This is a genomic window from Leptolyngbya sp. GGD, from assembly GCF_026735145.1.
GTDB lineage: Bacteria > Cyanobacteriota > Cyanobacteriia > Leptolyngbyales > Leptolyngbyaceae > Leptolyngbya > Leptolyngbya boryana.
In genome coordinates, this window is sequence record NZ_JAPQKE010000002.1 from 179,220 (window position 1) to 198,377 (window position 19,158).

The following is a 19,158-nucleotide window of genomic DNA, read 5'->3' on the forward strand; positions in this document are numbered from 1 at the left end:
GACTAAAGTGGCTTGCTCACAATTCGTTCCAAAATCCAACGTCGATGTTTGATCACAAAGAAAATGTACAAGCCCAACAGGACGAACCAACAGAGATTTCCCAACCCCGTATAAGTATTGATAATTTGGGCATTGCTCCAGTTATGAACCTCACTGAGTTGATTCATATCGCCAACTGAATCGCCAGCAATCAGCGACCCCCACGGAATCGATTCAGTTCCCTGCTTTACCGATCGCCAAAACGAGAAAATTGTCCAAAACGTATTTGCTCCCAAAAACATTGCAGGATATCGCCAGAAATCCCATCGAAAGTAATCGGGAAGCCGAAAGTAAAAACCAGCAATCAGCAAAGCACTCAAATAAAACTCTCCGCCCACTCCTCCAAAAGACAGCCACATATCAAAGGTGTCTTCTGGCAACAACCAAGTCATGCCAAACTGAATCACCGCACAAACAATCGCCACAATCATCGTCGATCGCTTTTTCTCCCGCCATCCTGCTCGAAACAGCAAACCTAAGAGGATCAATCCCCCAAAATACACAAACAGCGATCGCTCAGGAATCACAGTTGTCCAGCCAAAGGGCAAAGGCAGTGCCCGTCGTCCTGAAAACCAAGCGATCGTGGCATGTCCAAATTCATGGATCCAAATTTGCAAAAAGATGAATACCCGGTGAAAGCCGATCGTATGCAGCAAAACAGCAAAACTCATTGCGATCGGAAAGGCTAAGAACAACACATAGCGATTTTTAAACGAATACAGATCTAAATCATTTTTCTCAATTACATTCAGATCAAATTGCTTTTTCCAAAGAACAGCTTTCGACGCTCGCATTCCATAAATCACGATCTTGCTGATCTCTTCTGGTAATTCCAATTGAGTGAGGTGCTGATATAACCGATCAGCGACCTCGGCTTTCCCATTTGTTTTGATATAAATTTGCAGTATTTCTTGCTGAATCCGAACCTGAAAGTGTTCTAAATTCAAGCGATGCAATAACTCAGTAATGGGATCTCGTGTCTGGGCAGTCTCGACGCTCTGATAAATATGTTCCTGAATTCGTTCATAGGCAGCTTTCAGCAACGCTTTTTCTTCTTTTGCCTCTTGCCGAATTGCTTGCATTAATCGCGCTGAATAAACCGCGTCAACATCTTCCATCGATGCGCCCAACTCTAATCCCAACACCTCGTAACATTTTGAAATTTCCATAGCGGGACTTCTAGATCTTTACCGCTAGCGTTCCCGATCATTTCACCTGTGTACCCAATTATCTTGCCGTAGGGAAGTGGGGAGTTGGGAGTGGGGAGAAACCAGGCTCAGATGGCTCGCTATCTCCTTATCACAATCTCACAATCTATTGTGATGAACTACTAGCAAATCTATGAACGGTGCTCGTCGATCAACCCATTTTTAGAAAATCAACGGGCAATCAACGAGGAAAGAGATGACGATCGCGTTGAAAATTCTTTATTTTTTCGAATATTTCTTAGTTCTGAATTGCTCTTGTTGCCGAGGTTTTAGCGAATCGGGGCAGTAGATGCCAACAAATTTATTTAAAATAAATCATCAAATTGCATCGGATAGTAGTAAGATTTGAAACCACATCAACCAGAATGTACTGATTAGCAAACGAGCTTGATTCGAGTGACCGAGTACTGACATATTAAGGGGTGCGATCGAACAAACTTGACTGAAGCCCATCGCATCAGCGAGGCTTTTTTAGGTGCTCGATCAAATTTCATCTCCCTGGGTAATATACGGACTCTCGTAACCCCCAACGCGATCGTAAAGAGGAATTGTGAATGTTTTTTAGGTCTAGCCGAAAGTCCTCCTGGTCTAGCCGTTCTTTATACCAAAAGAAGAAGGCGGTGCCGAAGCGGTGGATCTTACTCTCCATTCCGCTAGTTCTACTGGGGCTGGAATTATTAACGCGGTTGGTCGTCAGTGCTACAGGCAAAACCGCAGAGTTGAACGCCTTTGAAGGCGAACCGCTGAATTTAACAGCCTACCGCTTGAAGTTTTTAGATGCGAAAGGGCAACCTTTTGACGGGTTGCCAGATCATGGGCAATTAGCAGCAAAACGCAGTCCTGTCATGGGCTACCGCTTAGTCGGCAATCAGCAAAATTCGGCTTGGAAAATTAATGATCAAGGGTTCCGCTCCGATCAGCCGATTAGCTTAGATAAACCCAAAGATGAAGTCCGAGTCTTCATTTTGGGCGGGTCAGCAGCGTTTGGGCAACTGAGCACCAACAATCAAAGTACGATCGCGGGTCAACTCGAAACTCGACTCAATCAACAAGTCGCGGCTCAGAAAGCGAGTCCGAATAAATTTCGACCGGATACGCTGCCTTACTTCGCAGATGAGCTAGAAAAAGCGCTAAAACTCCCGCCCCGAATTCGAGAAGCCCGCTACCGCGTGGTGAATGCCGCAGTTCCCGGCTATGCTTCTGGGAACGAACTCGCCCAACTGGCGTTTGAAATTTTGCCTTATCAGCCCGATGCGATCGTTCTGATGAATGGCTATGCTGACCTTTTGGTTCCGAGTGCCCAAGAAGGCGCAGATATGCCTGGGACAGACGCGATGTTAGAAAGTGCGCCTCGGCATTTGATGGCAGGCTTAGGCAATGGAATCCGTAACTTTTTTGATCAGTTCTATCTCGTTAAGGGGTTCCAATATTGGGTCTTACGCCCACAAGCTAGCTTCCATCAAATGATTCCGCCCGCATTTGATACATCTGTTCAAGATCACCTCACGGCAGATTCCAAAGAGCTAGAAAGACGTACCGATCGCTATCGTCAAAATCTCCAACAAGTGGCACGTCTAACTTCTGCTGCTAAAATTCCTTTATTTGTGGGACTTCAACCTGAAGTATCGATTCGCAGCGCAAAGCCTGCCGGACGAGAAAAAGAGATTCTAGAGCAGTTGGGGTCGCAGTACCCAGAGCAGATCAAATCAGGTTATACCAAGCTTCAAGGCTCGATCGAGCAGGTGAAAAAAGGCTCACCTCAGCTATCGACGCTGAATTTAACTGAGATCGCGAACGGAACGCAGGGTGAAGTCTTCCAAGATGCCATTCATCTTACAGACACTGCAAATCGCGCGATCGCGAATCGTCTCTTTGACACGATCACGCCCAAACTGCACGTTCAGCCGAAACCCTATGCAGGCGGTGATGTGCCGCCTTCCTAATCCTCATCCGCTAAGGAGTTCGATAGGGCATCGGTGCGCCCCCGATTGGGGGCTGAATTTGATAACTCGGAATCAGCGTTGCAGCATGTGCGCCAGTTGGGGGCTGAATGGGCGCGCTTGGAATCAGGGTTGAAGGTTCTGAGCCAATCGGGGGCGCAAACGAACAACATTCAATCGGTTCAGCCCCAATTGGCGGCTGAACGGACGCGCTTGGAACCAAAGTTGAAGGTTCTGAGCCAATCGGCGGCAAATAAGATGGCTGAATCGCGACTCCTCCGATCGGCGGCTTAATCTCATAGCTCAAATAGCCAGGAGGAGGAGTCGTTACAATCGGAGGCGGCACCATCAAATCATGAGAAGGGATGACCCCGCCAATCGGCGGACGAATTGCCTGTTGATGCGGATCGGTGGGTGGCGTATAACCGACAGGTGGACGGAGATACTTGTTTTCACGACGATGCGGCATAGGAATCGACTCAGAGAAAATATTGAGTAGCATTACTATACCGGGGAAGCGAAAACTTTTTTAATTTTTAATTAATCTTTTCGATAGTGACGAGGCGTATAGACCCAAACGTTGCTTTCTGATTGATTGAAAATTCGGGTCTGACTTGATCCAATCAAAATGACTGTTCTCATATCTGCATCGGTTGGCTCTAAATCTTTCAGCATTTTCACTTGCGTCTGCTGTCCAGGTCTTCCTAAATTGCGCGCCAGCACGACCGGAGTATTGGGCGATCGATAATTCAACAACAGTTCTTTTGCTTTTTCAAGCTGCCAAGTGCGAGTGTTAGAAATCGGATTGTAGAATGCGATCGCAAAATCTGCTTTCGCGGCAGCACAAATTCGATCCGCGATCGTGTTCCAAGGCTTGAGAATATCCGAAAGTGAAATCGCGCAGAAATCATGCCCTAACGGCGCACCCACTTGAGCCGCAGCCGCTTGCATCGCAGAAATTCCTGGACACACTTGAATCTCGATCGTCTGCCAGTCTGGCTTCGCATCGCGTTCTAGCACTTCAAACACTGCCGCTGCCATCGCATAGATTCCCGGATCACCCGAAGAAACCATTACAACAGATCTGCCCTGTGCTGCAAGATCGAGTGCTAATGCTGCCCGGTCTAGCTCTTCGCGATTATCAAACACATGCAGATTTTGATAGGTGCGCAGCGGTTCAACTAAGTTCAAGTAAGTTTGGTAGCCAATCCAATCGGTTGAATTTCGAAGTACCGCTTTGACCTGAGGGGACATCCATTCAGCCGATCCGGGACCTGTTCCAATGATGGCAAGCCGCTTAGAAGATTGATAAACCAAACATTCTGAACTGCCTTGAACTGCTTCTGTTGTAATTTTGATCGTGAGCTTTGCATCATCCGCGATCGGTAACTGGCTCTTTTCTAACCAAGGCGCAGAGCCTTCAATTTTAACCGTCGCTCCTGCCAGTAGCTCAGCGAGGAATGTTTTTGCATCATCGGGATTCACTAACCGATAGCCATTAGGCGGAGACAGCAATGCGGTGCGAAATCGAATATCTCCAGTGGTTGTAATCGCAGGTACGACTTCTACGACAGTTGCAATTTGGCGAGCGAGATCATTTACGCCCTGCAATCCACCGAGTAATGGAACGACTGCGCTCCCATCTTCAGCCATTGCAATTACGGGCGGCTCTTGCCACTTATTTGACAGCAAGGGAGCAATAGTGCGAATTAAAATTCCCGCTGCACAGATTCCGACGATCGCAGTTCCTTGGGTAAATAGCTCTCGAACGGTTTCGCCAAATTGAGTAAAGGAAACATCGACGCCTGTCGTGCGATGCTCTAGCCCATACAAAGTCGCATTGGGTAGAGCATCGACAATTTGACGCGCGATCGGCACACTCGCCTGACCTAAAACGATGACTGCAATTAAGGTTGCCATTTGCTCGGAATCACAATCATAGAGAAATAAGGAACTTCTGCCGGATCAAGCTCACTAATCGGAACAATCCGCTGTTGAGAAGTTGTTGCTCGCTCGATGTATTTTGCTCGATCGTACAATCCCAACTCTTTCAGAACAGTCACAACTTTTGTAAAATGCCGTCCCAGTTTGATGATCGCGGCTGCATCTGCAACTGCTAGGCTTTTTTTCAAGTCTTCAGCCGACATAATTGCCGAGACAACCATAAACACATCATTTCGATAGGTCAAAGGTGTCCCTAACATCGCTGGACTTGCCATGACACAAGATACACCCGGAATCACTTCGGTAGGAAACCGATCAGACAACCGACTGTACAAATACATGAATGAGCCATAGAAGAATGGATCACCTTCACACAAAACGACGACATCGCGTCCTTGCTGAAGATGTTCTGCAAGGGTTTCTGCTGCTTTATCGTAGTAGGGCTGTGCAGATTCTTCGAGCTTAAATGGGAAATACATGGGAACTTCGATTTGTTCCGGGTGTAAGTACTCTGCCACAATCGATCGCGCTAATTTCAAAGCACTATCTGAGAGCGGATATGCCACAACTTGCGCCGATCGCAAAACGCGAAACGCTTTCATTGTAAGCAGTTCTGGATCTCCAGGACCAATTCCAATTCCATAAAGCCGACCCGTCATAAGTTATATCTCCTCTTGTTTTGCTAAAGCATTGACTGCCGCTGCTGCGATCGCGCTTCCTCCTCGCCGTCCATGCAAGGTAATAAACGGAACACCCCGACTGTTGGCTGCAAGTTCGGCTTTCGATTCTGCCGCTCCAACAAAACCAACGGGAAAGCCTAAAATCAACGCAGGTTTTGGTGCACCTTCATCGAGCAATTCCAGCAATCTAAATAATGCAGTCGGCGCATTCCCGATCGCAATCACGGCTCCTCTCATGTCCCAAAGATCTAAAGCAGCGGCCGATCGCGTATTGTTCAGCTTTTGCGCCAGTTCTGGAACAGTTGGGTCATTGAGGGTACAAATCACAGGATTATCGACTGGCAAACGTTTTCGAGTCACCCCATTTGCCACCATTTGAGCATCGCAGTAAATTGCGGCTCCATTGGCTAACGCCTGACGACCTGCTTGAACCGCATCCGGAGAAGCCTCAATATCATTCGCGAGATCAGTCATTCCACAAGCATGAATTAATCGCACTGTGACATGAGCTAAATCCGCAGGCAACCGTTCGAGATTCGCTTCAGACCGAATAATGGCAAATGATTTACGGTAAATATCCTCACCGTTGCGAATGTAATCAATCATATCGAGCATTGATAAGTTGAGCGATCGTAGAGAGGTCTGACACAGGCTGTTCTGTCAGCAGTTCCTCTCCAGCAAAAAGATAGTAAGCTTCGGACTGTTCCATCCTAGTTCCAAGCAAGGTGATATCAGCAGGACTCGGTTGAGCACAACCTTTTGGACAGCCTGTAATATGAATATTAATGGGATGCTTTAAGGACTGAGTCAAAGCATGAGCATCAGCTTGCGTATGTGTCTCAGCAGAAGCACATCCAGGCTTGCCAGCACAGGCAACGATCGAGGATTGAATCGGGTCAATTGAGAAACCAGATAGCTCTTGCAATACGGTAGATGGATCGGCAATATTTGGCAGAATGATCGATTGCCACGGTGTTAGTCGAATTTCGCCTGAACCGTAGGTTTTAGCAAGTTCGATGAGGTGTTGAAATTGCGCGATCGAGAGTTGCCCCAAAGGTAATGCAATCCCAATATAAAACAATCCAGCTTGCTTTTGAGGATGAACTCCGATAAGGGAAGCAATCCCAGACTTTAAAGAAATTGCAGTGCTGAAGGTTGCAAACCCTGCACGATCGAGAATTCCTTGAACCCCCCAATCTTTCAACATATCTCTCATCCTTGGCTTTTTCGGACGCTGAGATTGTTGGACATAGCTCAAATAAACTTTGGCTAAAGTTGCGATCGCAGAAACACACTCCGCCACATCAATCACGATTCCAGTTTCATACAGTTGTTTATCTGCTGCAAAAGCTAACTGAAGCTGATTCGATGATATCGCTGAAAGTTGGATCTCATTGTATCGATGTTGCCAAGCTTGTTCGGATCGCGTTCCGATACTCACCTGCCCACCGCCATCAATCCCAATACTAAATTTTGGGGGCAGACCTGCTAGTTCTAGCGTAGATTGAATGTAAGTATCAATGTCTTGAACGAGCGATCGCGTATCGATTAATTCGCTTGGATCAATTCCTGCGGTTGGGCTTGCCATCACATTGCGCAGATGATCCACCTGAGCATTTTTTGCCGCAAGCCCAATATTTTTCAAGATTTCAAAGATTTCTGGAGCCGATGAAACCGCTCGAAACTGAAGATTCGCACGATTCGTCACTTGAATCGTCGAAGTCTTCCAGCGATCGGTAATTTCAGCGATCGCACTTGCCTGCGCTACAGTCAAAATCCCGCCTGGAACTCGAATTCGCATCAAGATTCCATCTTGGGCAGGCGTTTCATAAAATAGCCCTGGACAGGGGTTTGCACTCACTAACTCACTCATATGCTCCTTCTCCGTGGTTCGCAGAGAATTGAATGAAGACTGACTTGGAATTGGCATTCTGACTCGATTTGATGATCATCACAGCTGCGCCACAGTACCGGATTTGCACCGGATTTTCCCAATCCAAGCCAATGAAGCATATCACACTCGATTGCGCAAGATTTCGATTCTCAAACTTCTCTAAATCTTTCTCAACGCGAAATCATCCATTGAGCTTCAATTTTTGGCATGGATGACTGAGAACATGAATGAGCGTGACAGGGGCGGTAATGTTTTAGATCTATAGACGAACGATGGTACTGCGATCGCGTTATGTCCAAATGCATCTCAGCAGCGTTCGGTTTCGGCTTCAGTTGCCCTAAATGTTTTTTTAATGCTCAAATTCATCTACGCCCATGTTCGCCGCATCATCGAAATGCTGACACTGGCAGAGCATTCTGTTTCTAATCATACACACAACGCCCACAACAACACCCAACTTGCTGTTGTGGGCACAATCAAGGCTTGCGCGATTTTTTCCTCTGCACCACTGCCATACGGTTTCGACTACACCGTCTTCCATTCTCGACAGTGGCGCATCAGTCGCGCACAAACGATAACGATAAGGTCATGCCAGACAGCTTGTTGAGAAAATAACTCAGATTTAGGAAGCCCAAACTGATATTCAAAGAAGCTAAAGGATTATACTCCTCTAAAGCCCAGATCCATTTCGATGCCCATTTGCTCGGCTTGCTGCATTGTTCGATCGCACTTTGTCCGTCGGCAGATGTGACGAATACCAATTTGACTGAAGAATAGTCCGAGCAGAATGATAGCACCAATTTCGGCGAGCTTGCGCGTGACCGCACTTGAAGCACCGAAAATCAAAATAGCCATCCAGAGGTACAGTTGCCCTGGGACTTTTTGATGCGATCTCGTTCCCTTTCTGAAGTTCATCACAATTTGATTCAAGAAGTAAGATGGTGCTTTGGTGATCATGTCTCTTCACTGATGAAGCCTTTCCAAGTACGAGAAGAAACAGCCCCGTTACTTCACTTCACTAGATGCAAATTGTGTAACACGACCCGACTTAACTGCCACAACCACATCATAGGTTGCACAGTAAGCAAATGTAGTATTGTTGGCTTTGTTGTAGAGATTGACCACCATACCTGCACCACCAGGCTGCACGGAGACTGGCTCTAAATCGCCAAAGAAGTAGCGTCGTAACTCATCGCCACCCCCAAACTGTCCCTTATGCTGGACAATTTTAGCGATCTTTTGCGACGGGGTTAAGCCTGTACTATCTTTCATTTCTTGAGCTGCTGATGCCTGCATGAGGTGAGGATTGACGGCTTTGAGTGGAGCATCCCAAATTGTGACCATGCCAACTAAAGCAGCCGTGGTGAAAGTTGTGGTGAGTAAAGAAGTAAGTTTCATGAAGTTCATTCCTGAGGAGTTCAGTTAATTCCAGAATGCAGGTCTTCGTTGAGAGGAGCCTAAACTGAAACTAAACCTTCTGTGAAGTTAACCGTGTAGAAAACTCATGCCAGACTCAGCATTTTCTCAGAAAACTATGCTGATGCGCCTAAGATCAGTTTCTCAGTCAATTCTCAGCGGTTGATCAGAACGCATTCAGGCTAGTTTGTCATGCTTGTTGTTATCAAACACTTACTAGCTTCAGGAGAGTGATGATGAAACGCTTCTTATTGACAGCATTCTCGCTCATGCTGGTCTCCACGGCTTCAACTGTTCCCGCAAGTGCTCAGCCTCGCATCAACCAAGAGATCGCGAGCAACAATCTAGGCACGACTCAAACCACCGTCAGATTATCTCCGGCTGATCTTGCACATTTTGCTTATCGCGGCTATTTCAAGTCTCAGAGCATCAATGGCTATGGCAGCCTGATTCAAGATCATAATACTGGCAAAGTTAGCGCTAAAGACATTGTGCAAGCCGCAGTGAATACTCATCATCTGCCAGCTTCTATATTGAACGATCGCGGTTATCTCAATGCCGTAGACAATCAGTTGCGCGACCTTAACCTGCATTGAGTGCCCCTGAAGAAGCCGAAACGATTTGGCTTCTTCGTTGAGTTCCAGCTAGTCTACAATGAGTTGATAAGTCTAGACGTTGATAATTCTAGACGTTGATAATTCTAGACTGAGTTTGAACGCTATCCGCGTCAAAGTAGGTGATCTCCATGCGTCGCTTGAGTAGATTTTCAAGAACAAGGTTCAGACTGAGATGGAATCACCTCGATACCAACTCACTCCATTTTCGGCTGTTTTTCTGTATCGTGATCTTTTCTGCGATCGCTGCTGTGAGTTTCGTTTTTCTCAGTCGTCGAGATGTGCAAAACTTTCTGTCGATGAGTTCGTTTGATGCAGCAACCACTGCAAAATTTCTCACGCTCGCTGCTCAGTTAACGACCTTAAGCTTAATTTTTATTGGCGTGCTGATGTTGATCATGCTCGGATTAGTTTGGCGATTGCTTTCAGCACTACGACATTTCCATCAATGGACAACTTCTTCAACTCATCGACTAGATCCCTATCCGCTCAATTTATACCCTGCACCGACCGAAATCAAAGGATTAGCGCAACGTTGGAATGAGATCGTTACTCAACTAGCAACGGTTAAAGATCAACAGCGACAATTTACGAATGCGGTCGCTCATGAACTGCGATCGCCATTGAGTTTAATTTACGGCTATCTCCAGCGGAGTCAAAAACAAAATCAAACATTGACAGATACGCAAAAAGAAACACTTGCGATGGCAATCACAGAAGCAGAGCGAATGACGCTCATCTTAAAAGACTTGATTGATCTTGCGCGTATAGAAAGTATTAATATCGCAATTCATGAAGAAGTCGTTATCTTAAACGATTTTGTTCACGATGTCGTCAATATGACCGAACAGTTTGAGTCTTGTAATATTGAAACCAAATTATCCACAACGCCAATCCGAGTCCAAACAAATCGCGACTATTTAATGCAAATTCTAGATCACCTCATTAGCAATGCAATTAAACATTCCAATTTAGATATTCCAATCATCATTACACTCCACCAAGAAAGCAACACAGCGATTATTCAAGTGCGCGATCGCGGAAGCGGTATTTCCCCATCACAACAAGCCTTTGTATTTGAGCCATTTTACCGAACTGATCCGTCGCGGGCACGAACAACTGGTGGGACTGGCTTAGGATTGACGATCGCAAAAACATTAGCAGAACGGATGGGCGGCAATATTACTGTCGAATCTCAACCCGGTGAAGGCAGTACGTTCACATTAACACTTCCAGCAGTAGGAACCCGATCATGAGTGCTCATATTCTATTAGTTGAGGATGAAGTTAAACTTGCTCGTTTTATCGAACTAGAACTGGTTAGTGAGGGCTATACGGTTAGTGTCGCGCATGATGGCATGTCAGGCTTGATGCTTGCTCGCGAGGCGACGCTCGATCTGGCGATTCTCGATTGGATGCTTCCAGGATTGTCTGGTTTAGAACTCTGTCGGCGATTGCGATCGACCGGAAGTAAAGTTCCAGTCATTCTGTTAACGGCACGCGATGAGGTAAGCGATCGCGTTGCGGGTCTGGATGCAGGAGCCGATGATTACATGGTGAAACCGTTTAGCATTGAGGAACTGCTCGCAAGAGTCCGCGCTCATTTGCGTCGAGTGCAAGACGGTGATGAAGAGATTTTACAGTTCAATACCTTACGCCTGAATCGGAAGACTCGCGAGGTATATCGCGGCACTCGATCGATTTCTCTTACTGCAAAGGAATTCGATTTACTAGAGTATCTTTTGCGGCATCCGCGTCAGGTGTTTACTCGTGATCAGATTCTTGAGCATGTTTGGGGATATAACTTCATCGGCGATTCTAATATTATTGAAGTTTACATTCGCTATTTACGTCTGAAATTAGAAGAAGAACAAGAGCCGAGACTCCTTCATACTGTTCGGGGAGTTGGCTATACGCTACGCGATTGATTCAAGCAGCATTTCCATCAGGACGGGTTAAAGCGGAGCATTGCGATGCTGTCTCACCCAAGTTGAAAGGCTAATCGAACAGTGTCCTTTCAGGGCTAAAACTTCTCTACTGGGATATTACGAGCAGCCATGCTGCTGCTGCTGCTGAATGATCAAGTTATGGACAATCCTCGATCGTACACTAACGTTGGCAAAGGCTACACAATGCGAGAACTCAGAGTTTTTCAAAAAAACTGAGTTCTAGGAATTTTGGTTGTATCCCTGAATTCAGTCACATTGCATAGATGATGCAGTTCTAATAGAAAGGTTAATTTTTGCTGAAAGAACAGCAATCTCCATCAAAAGAACTTTAGGATACTTTATCAGAAGTTGAAGGACGCCCATTTCTTGCAGACTTGATCAAACTAATTGCATCATAATGTACATCGCTCCTTGAGGAGTATCGGAAGCAATGATGACGATTCCTTCGAGACCGGAGCAGCGAACCTTAGCAATTCTATCCTCCCTGAGTTATCGAACGGGCGAACTCAGCTCCTATTTGTATGAAGTGGCGCAAGGAGTTAGCGAACTGATTGGGTTAGACTGGTCGGTTGTGACCTATTGCCAAGGGGATAGCGAGCGGATTCTGGCAAGTACGATCGAGCTAGGGGAAGCAGCAAATCAGGTGTATTCGCTGCATGGTAGCTTGACTGGTACAGTTGTAAAAACGGGCGCTCCGTTAGTCGTCGAGAATGCAAGTACCTGTAAGGATTATGGTCAGGCACCAGAAGGCTATCAGGCTTATTTAGGAGTGCCTTTACGAACCTCAAGCGGTGACGTGATTGGGACAATTTGCTCTTTCCAACGGCAGCCCCGTTGCTTTACAGAAAACGAAGTGAAGCTAGCAGAACTGTTTGCTGAACGAGCTGCAACGGCGATCGATAACTATCAGCTTTACCAACAGCAGCAACAATTCAATGAAATGTTAGAAGCGGAGGTCATGAAACGAACACTCGAACTCCGCGCCGCCCAATCAGAGTTATTAACTGCTAACCTTGAATTAGAACAACGGGTTGAGCAGCGCACAGCAGAACTCAAACAAGCAGAAGCAAAGTTTCGAGCAATCGTTGAGAATGCGAATGATATTATCTTTGCAATCACGCCGGACAATGTATTTTCCTATGTTTCTCCTAATGTTGCTGATGTGTTAGGATTCCAGCCTTCGGAAATGGAAGGAAACTTGATCACATCGTTCATCCATCCTGATGATATTCAAGCTTGTATTGGCGAGATCGAACAATTGCTTTCAACCGGACAGAAACAATCTGGAACAGAATATCGTGCTCCTCATAAACAAGGTGGCTGGCGGTGGCTCACTGCAAATATCGGATTAACTCAAGATACAAACGGACAACCGCTGATTGTAGGCGTAACCCGTGATATTAGCGATCGTAAACAAGCCGAGAAGGCTTTAGAACGGCTCGCAGAAATTGGTGAGCTAGCTGCGATGATTGTGCATGAAGTCCGAAACCCGCTGACGACAATTTCAATGGGACTAAATACGTTCAAAAGGCTGAATTTGACAGGGCGGTTTCAGGAATATCTTGCGCTTGCATTAGATGAAGCCGACCGTTTACAGCGATTATTGAACCAAATTTTGCTGTATTCTAAACCGCAAACTTTACAGCGATCGCAGTTAGCTTTGGATCAATTGATCACCGAAACACTTGATACTCTCAAGACCATTCCTGCTGCGTCGGAGAAATACCTAAAGGTGGACATCGCATCCGCACCCATTCAAGTTTTAGCGGATCAAGATAAGCTGAAACAGGTGTTCATTAACTTAATCATCAATGCCTATGAAGCCAGCAATACCGGAGAGACGGTAACGGTTAAGCTCTATACGCTTAGAAATCATCAAGCTTGCATTCACATTCAAAATCAGGGTCAACCGATTCCTACAGAGAGTCTGCCCAACTTAACGAAACCCTTCTTCACGACAAAAACAGCGGGCACTGGGTTAGGACTCGCGATCGTCAAACGGATCATCGAAGCTCATGAAGGTGAATTGAGTATCGAATCCTCTGCGACAACAGGAACGATCGTTCAAGTATTGCTGCCTCTAACACCATAAATCCTCAAGATGAGAATTCGCTGAGAATGACCTGAAAACTTTCTCTGTGAAATATCAGCATTTTGTTCTGGACTGTTTAAGCGCTCATCATTTCGCTGCTCAACCTAACCATCATAATCAGGGGTGTATTCATCCAGAAAGCTTTAATCATGAAAGTAAACCATTGGATTTCACTCAGTCTAGCTTCTCTCATCTTTGTTGGGTGCGTTGGAACGATGGCTAAGAATCAGGCAACGGAACCGGAACCTCCAGCAAAACCAGAATTAGCAACTCAAGCGAAACCTCCAGCATCAACCATTGTAAAATCAGGCAGTTTTCAGTCTGGAGAACATCCAACCCAGGGAAAAGCTCAAATTGTTACTCAGAATGGCAAATCTTTCCTAGAACTAGATCAAGGGTTTAAAACCTCCAGTTTGGGACCTGATTTAGTTGTTGTTTTACATCGTTCCAACAATGTACTGAGATCTGCAAAACCACCTTCCTATCCCTTGAAAGAGGGAGAATATGTCGTTCTCGCACCTTTACAAAAGTTTAATGGTGCTCAAAGCTATGCGATTCCAGCCAATGTTGACCTAAAAAGCTTTCAGTCCACTGTAATTTGGTGTCGTAAGTTTAATGCAACTTTTGGGACTGCTCCATTAAGTTAATTCGGAGAATTGTAATGTCACTTGACCTTCAAGTGGCTCTAGTTACAGGGAGTAGCCAGGGCATGAGACAGGAAATGGTAATGCCAGACTGAGTATGCTCAATCTGGCAAAGTCAGAAGTTCTACAACAGCATTAGTGACAAAGCGCCCGTAATCGAACGACTCAAGCCTCTGCAGTGACAGCGCGATCGCCGCTTGATTCTGTCTCCATGGCAGTTAATAGGGAGATTAAGGACTGCAAGTGTTTTTCCGTAGCATTTTCCCGCAGCACTTTTTCATGTCCGCGTTGTGCTAAAGCCGCAGCTTCTTGGGGATTGTTGAGCAAAGACACGATCGCTGCTCTTAAACTCGCTGCATCGCCGACTGGCACACCTCTCACCACACCTTCATCTCTCAAAGCTGTGTTACGACCCGGTGTACTGGTGAGAACCACAGGCTTGCAGCATGCCATTGCCTCTAAGACAACCGTTGATCCAGCAGAATAGGTATGATTCACGACGGGAACCACCACAATGTCAGCATCGCGGTACAACTGGCGCAATTCCGCAAAATCATAATATCGCGCTTCCATGTTTGCCGGAATGACTTTCGGAAATCCCCCCGCTCCTGCTGCTTTTGCCGCACAGGAAGCTGCACAGATTTTCACATCCACATCAAGATCGTGGGTTGCTTCGGCAAGCGTCACATAATCTCGCTGCTCTAAGCCTGCACTCGCAATGATAGGACGGGATTTACTCGGAGAAGTCGCACCGGGGGAAAAGAAATCCGTATCGGTGTGAAGCGCGAACACGCTAACACGATCGCTGCTGAGATTGAGAAACGATTGGAGAAAGTCGCCCTGACTCTGGTTGTAAACCTGAAAAGCATCAATATGAGTGTCTAGCGCAAACAACTTCAGAAGCAAACGTACCCGTCTATTTTCGGGAACCATCACATGCGTCGCGAGCTTCGGGCGCTTGCCTGCAACCTTACACAACATGGCTAATGGAAAGCCAACATCAGTCCCATTGCAAAAGACGATATCTTCATTGCTAAGTTGGGGCACTATCGATCGAGCCATTGCCCATTGTTCAGGTAACGTGCCGAAGAACTTCGCAAACACTCGATCGAGAAACGTGATCGGGTGATTTCCGGTTTTGTGAATCGTCGCATCAAGTTTCTGGCTTAAGTCTGCTAAGACATGGCGTGGATTTATTCCTTGTCTTGCGCCTTCGCTGAATTGCTCTAAATCAAATGGCTTACTTAAAACTATATGATGTCTCATCGTCTACACAGATAGATAAAGTGTACAGGTAGATTCGCTAAAGGCTTAGACGAATTAGATTTAAGCCTTAAGTTGAAGATGAACAAGCCAATACTGAGATTTATCTTAAGTTTTGCAATTTCATTGCAACAGCGTCGCTATAGATGCACTGTGGAGATGCCGAGTGCAGTCTGTTCAAATCTTACAGTGACTTACGACTGTCAGTAATACTGAGAAGTAGTGCTTATAGACTCTTTATAATAGGAGAATTTTAGTAAAGCTTAGGTTAAATATTCAGTAGAAGTCCCGAGATATATCAGATAATTCTAGGCAGCATTGATACCGTGAGAGAGCAAGGACTTATGGTTGAGATAGATTTAATCAAAGCGAAGTAGCTTACCTTTGATATGAAGGAAGTTATAGAGCCTCTACAAAGTCTTGAATTCATACTGAGCTTACTTTTGTTCAGTGCGATGGACCTGAAATGACCCTTCAATTCGGACAGAAGCACAAACAGTTTAAGCGTGACTACTTTCTACCACATTGCTACTTCTGTTGTTCGTTCCATTTGTCCTTTATTGAACAAGGATACTACTCTTAGGGCTCTGTGCAAATTTGGGGTGACATTTCACAATCTCTTCTTAAATTATTCGGCTTCTTGGTTGACTAAGGTTTGATAAGACTGGTGTTGAAGGGGCAATTGCACTTGCACAATTGTTCCTTCAGGCTCAGAAGAAGTAATACTCAGACTTCCGAGATGAGCTTCGACAATGCGTTTGACGATCGCGAGTCCCAATCCAGTTCCCTCCGCTTTTGTCGAGTAAAACGGCTGTGTTAATTTTGGTAGACTATCAAGCGCGATCGGATCACCCCCATTCTGGATTGAGAGACAAAGCTGCTCTGGCAACAAGCTCATTGTCCATAGAATTGTTGAACCAGGATCAACCGCTTCACAAGCATTGCGGATCAGATGAATGAAAACTTTTTGAGCTTGGCTGCATCACCCAAGATATAAATTGGTGAATCCCAAGGAACAGAGACAATCCTCCGTTCTTGCGCTTGGGGCATAGATTGCAACAGCATCAGTAAGGCCTGAACAAAAGTATTGATCTCGATTTCAGCGAGCTGCAACACTTGAGGTTTGGAGTAAAGTAGAATCTCATCGAGTAAATTTGCTAATCGCCCTGCTTCATTGGTTGCTAGTGACAATCGCGCTTGAGCCGATGCGGGTAAGTCAAGCTTTGAAAAATGATTTAATCCAAGCTGAACGGTTGTGAGTGGATTGCAAATTTCATGCACAATCATCGCAGCAAACTCTCCGATCGCGGCGAGTCGCTCTTGCTCGATCAATTTTGCTTGTGCGGCGCGGAGTTCGATCGTGCGTTTGATCATTTCTGCTTCGAGCAGTTCATTAAACTGCTGTTGTTGTTGATAGAGGCGATAGTTATCGATCGCCGTTGCTGCTCGTTCGGCAAAGAGTTCGACAGAGGCGATGAGATCTTGACGATACTGGTGGTGTTGCTGACTAAACGAACAAATTGTCCCCACAATCTCGCCCGGAACCGTCCCCGAAGGGGAACACCTAGATAACAAAAATAGGTATCTAGCAGTGCTTCACACCCAGCATCTTCGATCAGAAAAGGCTCGCCACTTTACATAACTCTTTCCGCGAGCGTGCCATGTAGCGAAACTTCAGCCTCAGTCTCGATTTCTAGACTGCTCGCAATCACCTGAATCGTATTGCCTTCGCAGAGCGCCACGATTGTCCAATCAGAATCGAGGAGTTGGTTGACTGCACGGGTAATTTCATGCAGATAGCTGCTTAAATCATGAGCACGATAGCTTAAAGTCGTCAAAGAATCCAGAATGCTCTGCTTTTGATCGACGTGTTGCATCCTCTGCTGGTTGATCATGCGCTCTCATCACTTAGGAAATATTCTTTCGTCTGTTTTAACGAGAATAGGCGGTAATTTTCTGCCTGTCTTTGATTCAAATCAATTTTGCAGCATTCTTTATTCTTTAGATTATTTTAAGTTGATTACAGCTTATTCGAGGAGTGTAATTCGACGTTTTTCCCGTAAAATAACCTCTTCGATCTCTAATTGAGTCAGAGTACGCGATAATACTTCCGGACTGATCCCCAAATCATAGGCAATGCTCTTCAAAGGCTGCTTTAAGAGGACAGAGTTTTGATCCGTTGGCATCACAAACCGTAAATAATGCAAGACCCGTTCTCGTGCTGACCGAATTCCACGGACTTCTAGCATTGTTTTCGTCAAGTGCAATCGATACGCCATTTGTGCCATAAACGCGATCGCAAGATCCGAATCTTGTTGCAGTGCTTTCAGAAAGGCTTGTTTCGGAAAAACTAAAACCTGAGTGAGTTCTTCCGCGATCGCAGTGCAAGCATAAGTCTCAATGAATAGTACCAACTCTGCACAAAGTTCACCGGGATTGACTTGGTAGTGATTTACAATCTGCCCACTTTCGGTGTAATGCAGTAACCGAATCCGTCCAAACTGAATCACAAATACTGTGTCAGCAGGTTCACCTTTATGAAAGAGCGCCTGACCTATCGTCAAGGTTTGTTGAGTGACGACGGTCTGTAAGGCGGTAGGAAGTTGGTCAAAATTTGAGAAGTTCATATCTTTAAGAGAAACGGTAATCTTCTAATCCCTAGGTCAACCAGGATATACGACTGCAATTTGCCTAGTATCCACTACTTGCTTTAACGGTTGATGAGAGATGACTTTATACACGCTGAGAAACCCTAAACTGTGAGTCCTCATCTTTTAAGCACAACATAGTTTCCTCATGCTCGTAGTAACCTCCTTACAAGCTCTATCTCTCAGCTAACCTTAATCTCGCTCTCAGGTTTTCTAGAGCTTCATACAGCATTATCTAGTTAGGCAATTCAACACTCGACTGAACTCAATCGTATCCAACCACTTTTTATCCAGGACAATGCTTATGAAACGCTTTGTCTTAGTTGGTCTATCCTCGATCGCACTTTCAGTAGCAACATTTCTTCCTGCTACTGCTACCGCTCCTCTGGTGAGATCCCAGAACAATCAGATGTTTTTTAGCTTCAATTCCCCTTTTATCAGTAGTTCCGAAATTCGAGGTGAAAATCATCTGATCCGTGTGATGGTTTTGGGAATGTCATTACAAGATGTGATGGTTCTCGTTCCTCCTCAAATGGCAAAGTTTCGGAGCATCACTGTGGCTGATGAAACAGGTAAAATGATTCCTGCAAAAATTGAGAGAGTTGATAGAAGAGTAGCAGTCGTGTTCAATCAGCCCGTAATTTCAGGAAAAACAATCGAGATTAATTTCTCTGATACCGATATCACCATGGAAGAAGGCGAAATTTTACTCTATAGTGTCACAGCTAAACAAGTTGGACTCAATGCAGAAATCCCAATTGGTACAGCTCGGATTCAAGTTCCTCCTCGAAATTAATCGCTCAGCTTGCTTATTGTCACACCAATGCT

General features: G+C 45.6%; 20 protein-coding genes. 7 read left to right on the top strand and 13 right to left on the bottom strand.

The genetic code is table 11. The annotated features are described in order from the left end of the window. Positions 1–2 precede the first annotated feature (2 nt). On the bottom strand, positions 3–1,208 hold the full coding sequence (locus tag OU814_RS09865; RefSeq protein WP_268182363.1) for a hypothetical protein: 1,206 nt from the start codon (positions 1,206–1,208) through the stop codon (positions 3–5). A gap of 659 nt (positions 1,209–1,867) precedes the next feature. On the opposite strand from OU814_RS09865, the gene OU814_RS09870 reads away from it, so the two are divergent. Then, a complete protein-coding gene (locus OU814_RS09870; protein ID WP_268182365.1) occupies positions 1,868–3,190 on the top strand; it encodes an SGNH/GDSL hydrolase family protein in 1,323 nt (440 codons plus the stop codon). Positions 3,191–3,200: 10 nt separating this feature from the next. On the opposite strand, the gene OU814_RS09875 is transcribed toward OU814_RS09870, so the two are convergent. The 7 genes from OU814_RS09875 to OU814_RS09905 all read right to left on the bottom strand — a co-directional run bounded on the left by OU814_RS09875 (position 3,201) and on the right by OU814_RS09905 (position 9,103). Continuing rightward, positions 3,201–3,656: a hypothetical protein gene (locus tag OU814_RS09875; protein ID WP_190651008.1), complete on the bottom strand. Its 456-nt coding sequence runs from the start codon at positions 3,654–3,656 to the stop codon at positions 3,201–3,203. A gap of 71 nt (positions 3,657–3,727) precedes the next feature. After that, complete coding sequence (gene cobJ / locus OU814_RS09880; RefSeq protein ID WP_268182368.1) at positions 3,728–5,107, bottom strand: precorrin-3B C(17)-methyltransferase; 1,380 nt, start codon at positions 5,105–5,107, stop codon at positions 3,728–3,730. Continuing rightward, positions 5,095–5,790, bottom strand: a complete 696-nt coding sequence (locus tag OU814_RS09885; protein ID WP_017285772.1) for a precorrin-2 C(20)-methyltransferase — start codon at positions 5,788–5,790, stop codon at positions 5,095–5,097. Before OU814_RS09885 ends, cobJ begins: the two co-directional genes overlap by 13 nt. A 3-nt stretch (positions 5,791–5,793) precedes the next feature. Then, entirely contained in the window at positions 5,794–6,417 is a 624-nt protein-coding gene (locus OU814_RS09890; protein WP_268182371.1) for a precorrin-8X methylmutase, read from the bottom strand. Then, positions 6,410–7,684, bottom strand: coding sequence for a precorrin-3B synthase (cobG, locus tag OU814_RS09895; RefSeq protein WP_268182373.1), 1,275 nt, complete (start codon positions 7,682–7,684; stop codon positions 6,410–6,412). The genes OU814_RS09890 and cobG overlap by 8 nt, the downstream gene beginning before the upstream one ends. A gap of 681 nt (positions 7,685–8,365) precedes the next feature. Then, positions 8,366–8,662, bottom strand: coding sequence for a hypothetical protein (locus OU814_RS09900; protein WP_268182375.1), 297 nt, complete (start codon positions 8,660–8,662; stop codon positions 8,366–8,368). A gap of 48 nt (positions 8,663–8,710) precedes the next feature. After that, positions 8,711–9,103 carry a hypothetical protein gene (locus OU814_RS09905; protein ID WP_268182377.1) on the bottom strand — a complete coding sequence of 131 codons (393 nt, stop codon included), beginning with the start codon at positions 9,101–9,103 and terminating at the stop codon, positions 8,711–8,713. 254 nt (positions 9,104–9,357) lie between these two features. Between OU814_RS09905 and OU814_RS09910 the strand changes: the two genes are divergently transcribed. The 5 genes from OU814_RS09910 (at position 9,358) to OU814_RS09930 (ending at position 14,422) form a co-directional block, all read left to right on the top strand. Beyond that, complete coding sequence (locus OU814_RS09910) at positions 9,358–9,717, top strand: hypothetical protein (RefSeq protein WP_268182379.1); 360 nt, start codon at positions 9,358–9,360, stop codon at positions 9,715–9,717. A gap of 269 nt (positions 9,718–9,986) precedes the next feature. Further along, entirely contained in the window at positions 9,987–10,991 is a 1,005-nt protein-coding gene (locus OU814_RS09915; RefSeq protein ID WP_268182381.1) for a sensor histidine kinase, read from the top strand. Next, the gene (locus tag OU814_RS09920) at positions 10,988–11,662 is read left to right on the top strand and encodes a response regulator transcription factor (protein WP_017285780.1); all 675 of its coding nucleotides are present in this window, start codon (positions 10,988–10,990) and stop codon (positions 11,660–11,662) included. The genes OU814_RS09915 and OU814_RS09920 overlap by 4 nt, the downstream gene beginning before the upstream one ends. Positions 11,663–12,113: 451 nt before the next feature. Further along, a complete protein-coding gene (locus tag OU814_RS09925; protein ID WP_268182385.1) occupies positions 12,114–13,775 on the top strand; it encodes a GAF domain-containing sensor histidine kinase in 1,662 nt (553 codons plus the stop codon). 215 nt (positions 13,776–13,990) lie between these two features. Next, the gene (locus OU814_RS09930) at positions 13,991–14,422 is read left to right on the top strand and encodes a DM13 domain-containing protein (RefSeq protein WP_268182387.1); all 432 of its coding nucleotides are present in this window, start codon (positions 13,991–13,993) and stop codon (positions 14,420–14,422) included. A 162-nt stretch (positions 14,423–14,584) separates the two neighbouring features. Here the strand turns inward: OU814_RS09930 and OU814_RS09935 are convergent, their stop codons facing one another. The 5 genes from OU814_RS09935 to OU814_RS09955 all read right to left on the bottom strand — a co-directional run bounded on the left by OU814_RS09935 (position 14,585) and on the right by OU814_RS09955 (position 18,309). After that, complete coding sequence (locus OU814_RS09935; RefSeq protein WP_268182389.1) at positions 14,585–15,685, bottom strand: glycosyltransferase family 4 protein; 1,101 nt, start codon at positions 15,683–15,685, stop codon at positions 14,585–14,587. 625 nt (positions 15,686–16,310) lie between these two features. Then, positions 16,311–16,640 (bottom strand): ATP-binding protein, encoded by a 330-nt coding sequence (locus tag OU814_RS09940; protein ID WP_326498307.1) that lies wholly within the window; start codon positions 16,638–16,640, stop codon positions 16,311–16,313. Continuing rightward, the gene (locus tag OU814_RS09945) at positions 16,631–17,212 is read right to left on the bottom strand and encodes a histidine kinase dimerization/phospho-acceptor domain-containing protein (RefSeq protein WP_268182391.1); all 582 of its coding nucleotides are present in this window, start codon (positions 17,210–17,212) and stop codon (positions 16,631–16,633) included. The genes OU814_RS09940 and OU814_RS09945 overlap by 10 nt, the downstream gene beginning before the upstream one ends. A gap of 104 nt (positions 17,213–17,316) precedes the next feature. After that, entirely contained in the window at positions 17,317–17,559 is a 243-nt protein-coding gene (locus tag OU814_RS09950; protein ID WP_268182393.1) for a hypothetical protein, read from the bottom strand. A 150-nt stretch (positions 17,560–17,709) separates the two neighbouring features. Beyond that, the gene (locus tag OU814_RS09955; protein WP_017285788.1) at positions 17,710–18,309 is read right to left on the bottom strand and encodes a Crp/Fnr family transcriptional regulator; all 600 of its coding nucleotides are present in this window, start codon (positions 18,307–18,309) and stop codon (positions 17,710–17,712) included. Between the two features lie 325 nt (positions 18,310–18,634). Between OU814_RS09955 and OU814_RS09960 the strand changes: the two genes are divergently transcribed. Next, positions 18,635–19,126 (top strand): hypothetical protein, encoded by a 492-nt coding sequence (locus OU814_RS09960; RefSeq protein WP_190651026.1) that lies wholly within the window; start codon positions 18,635–18,637, stop codon positions 19,124–19,126. Positions 19,127–19,158: the final 32 nt, after the last annotated feature.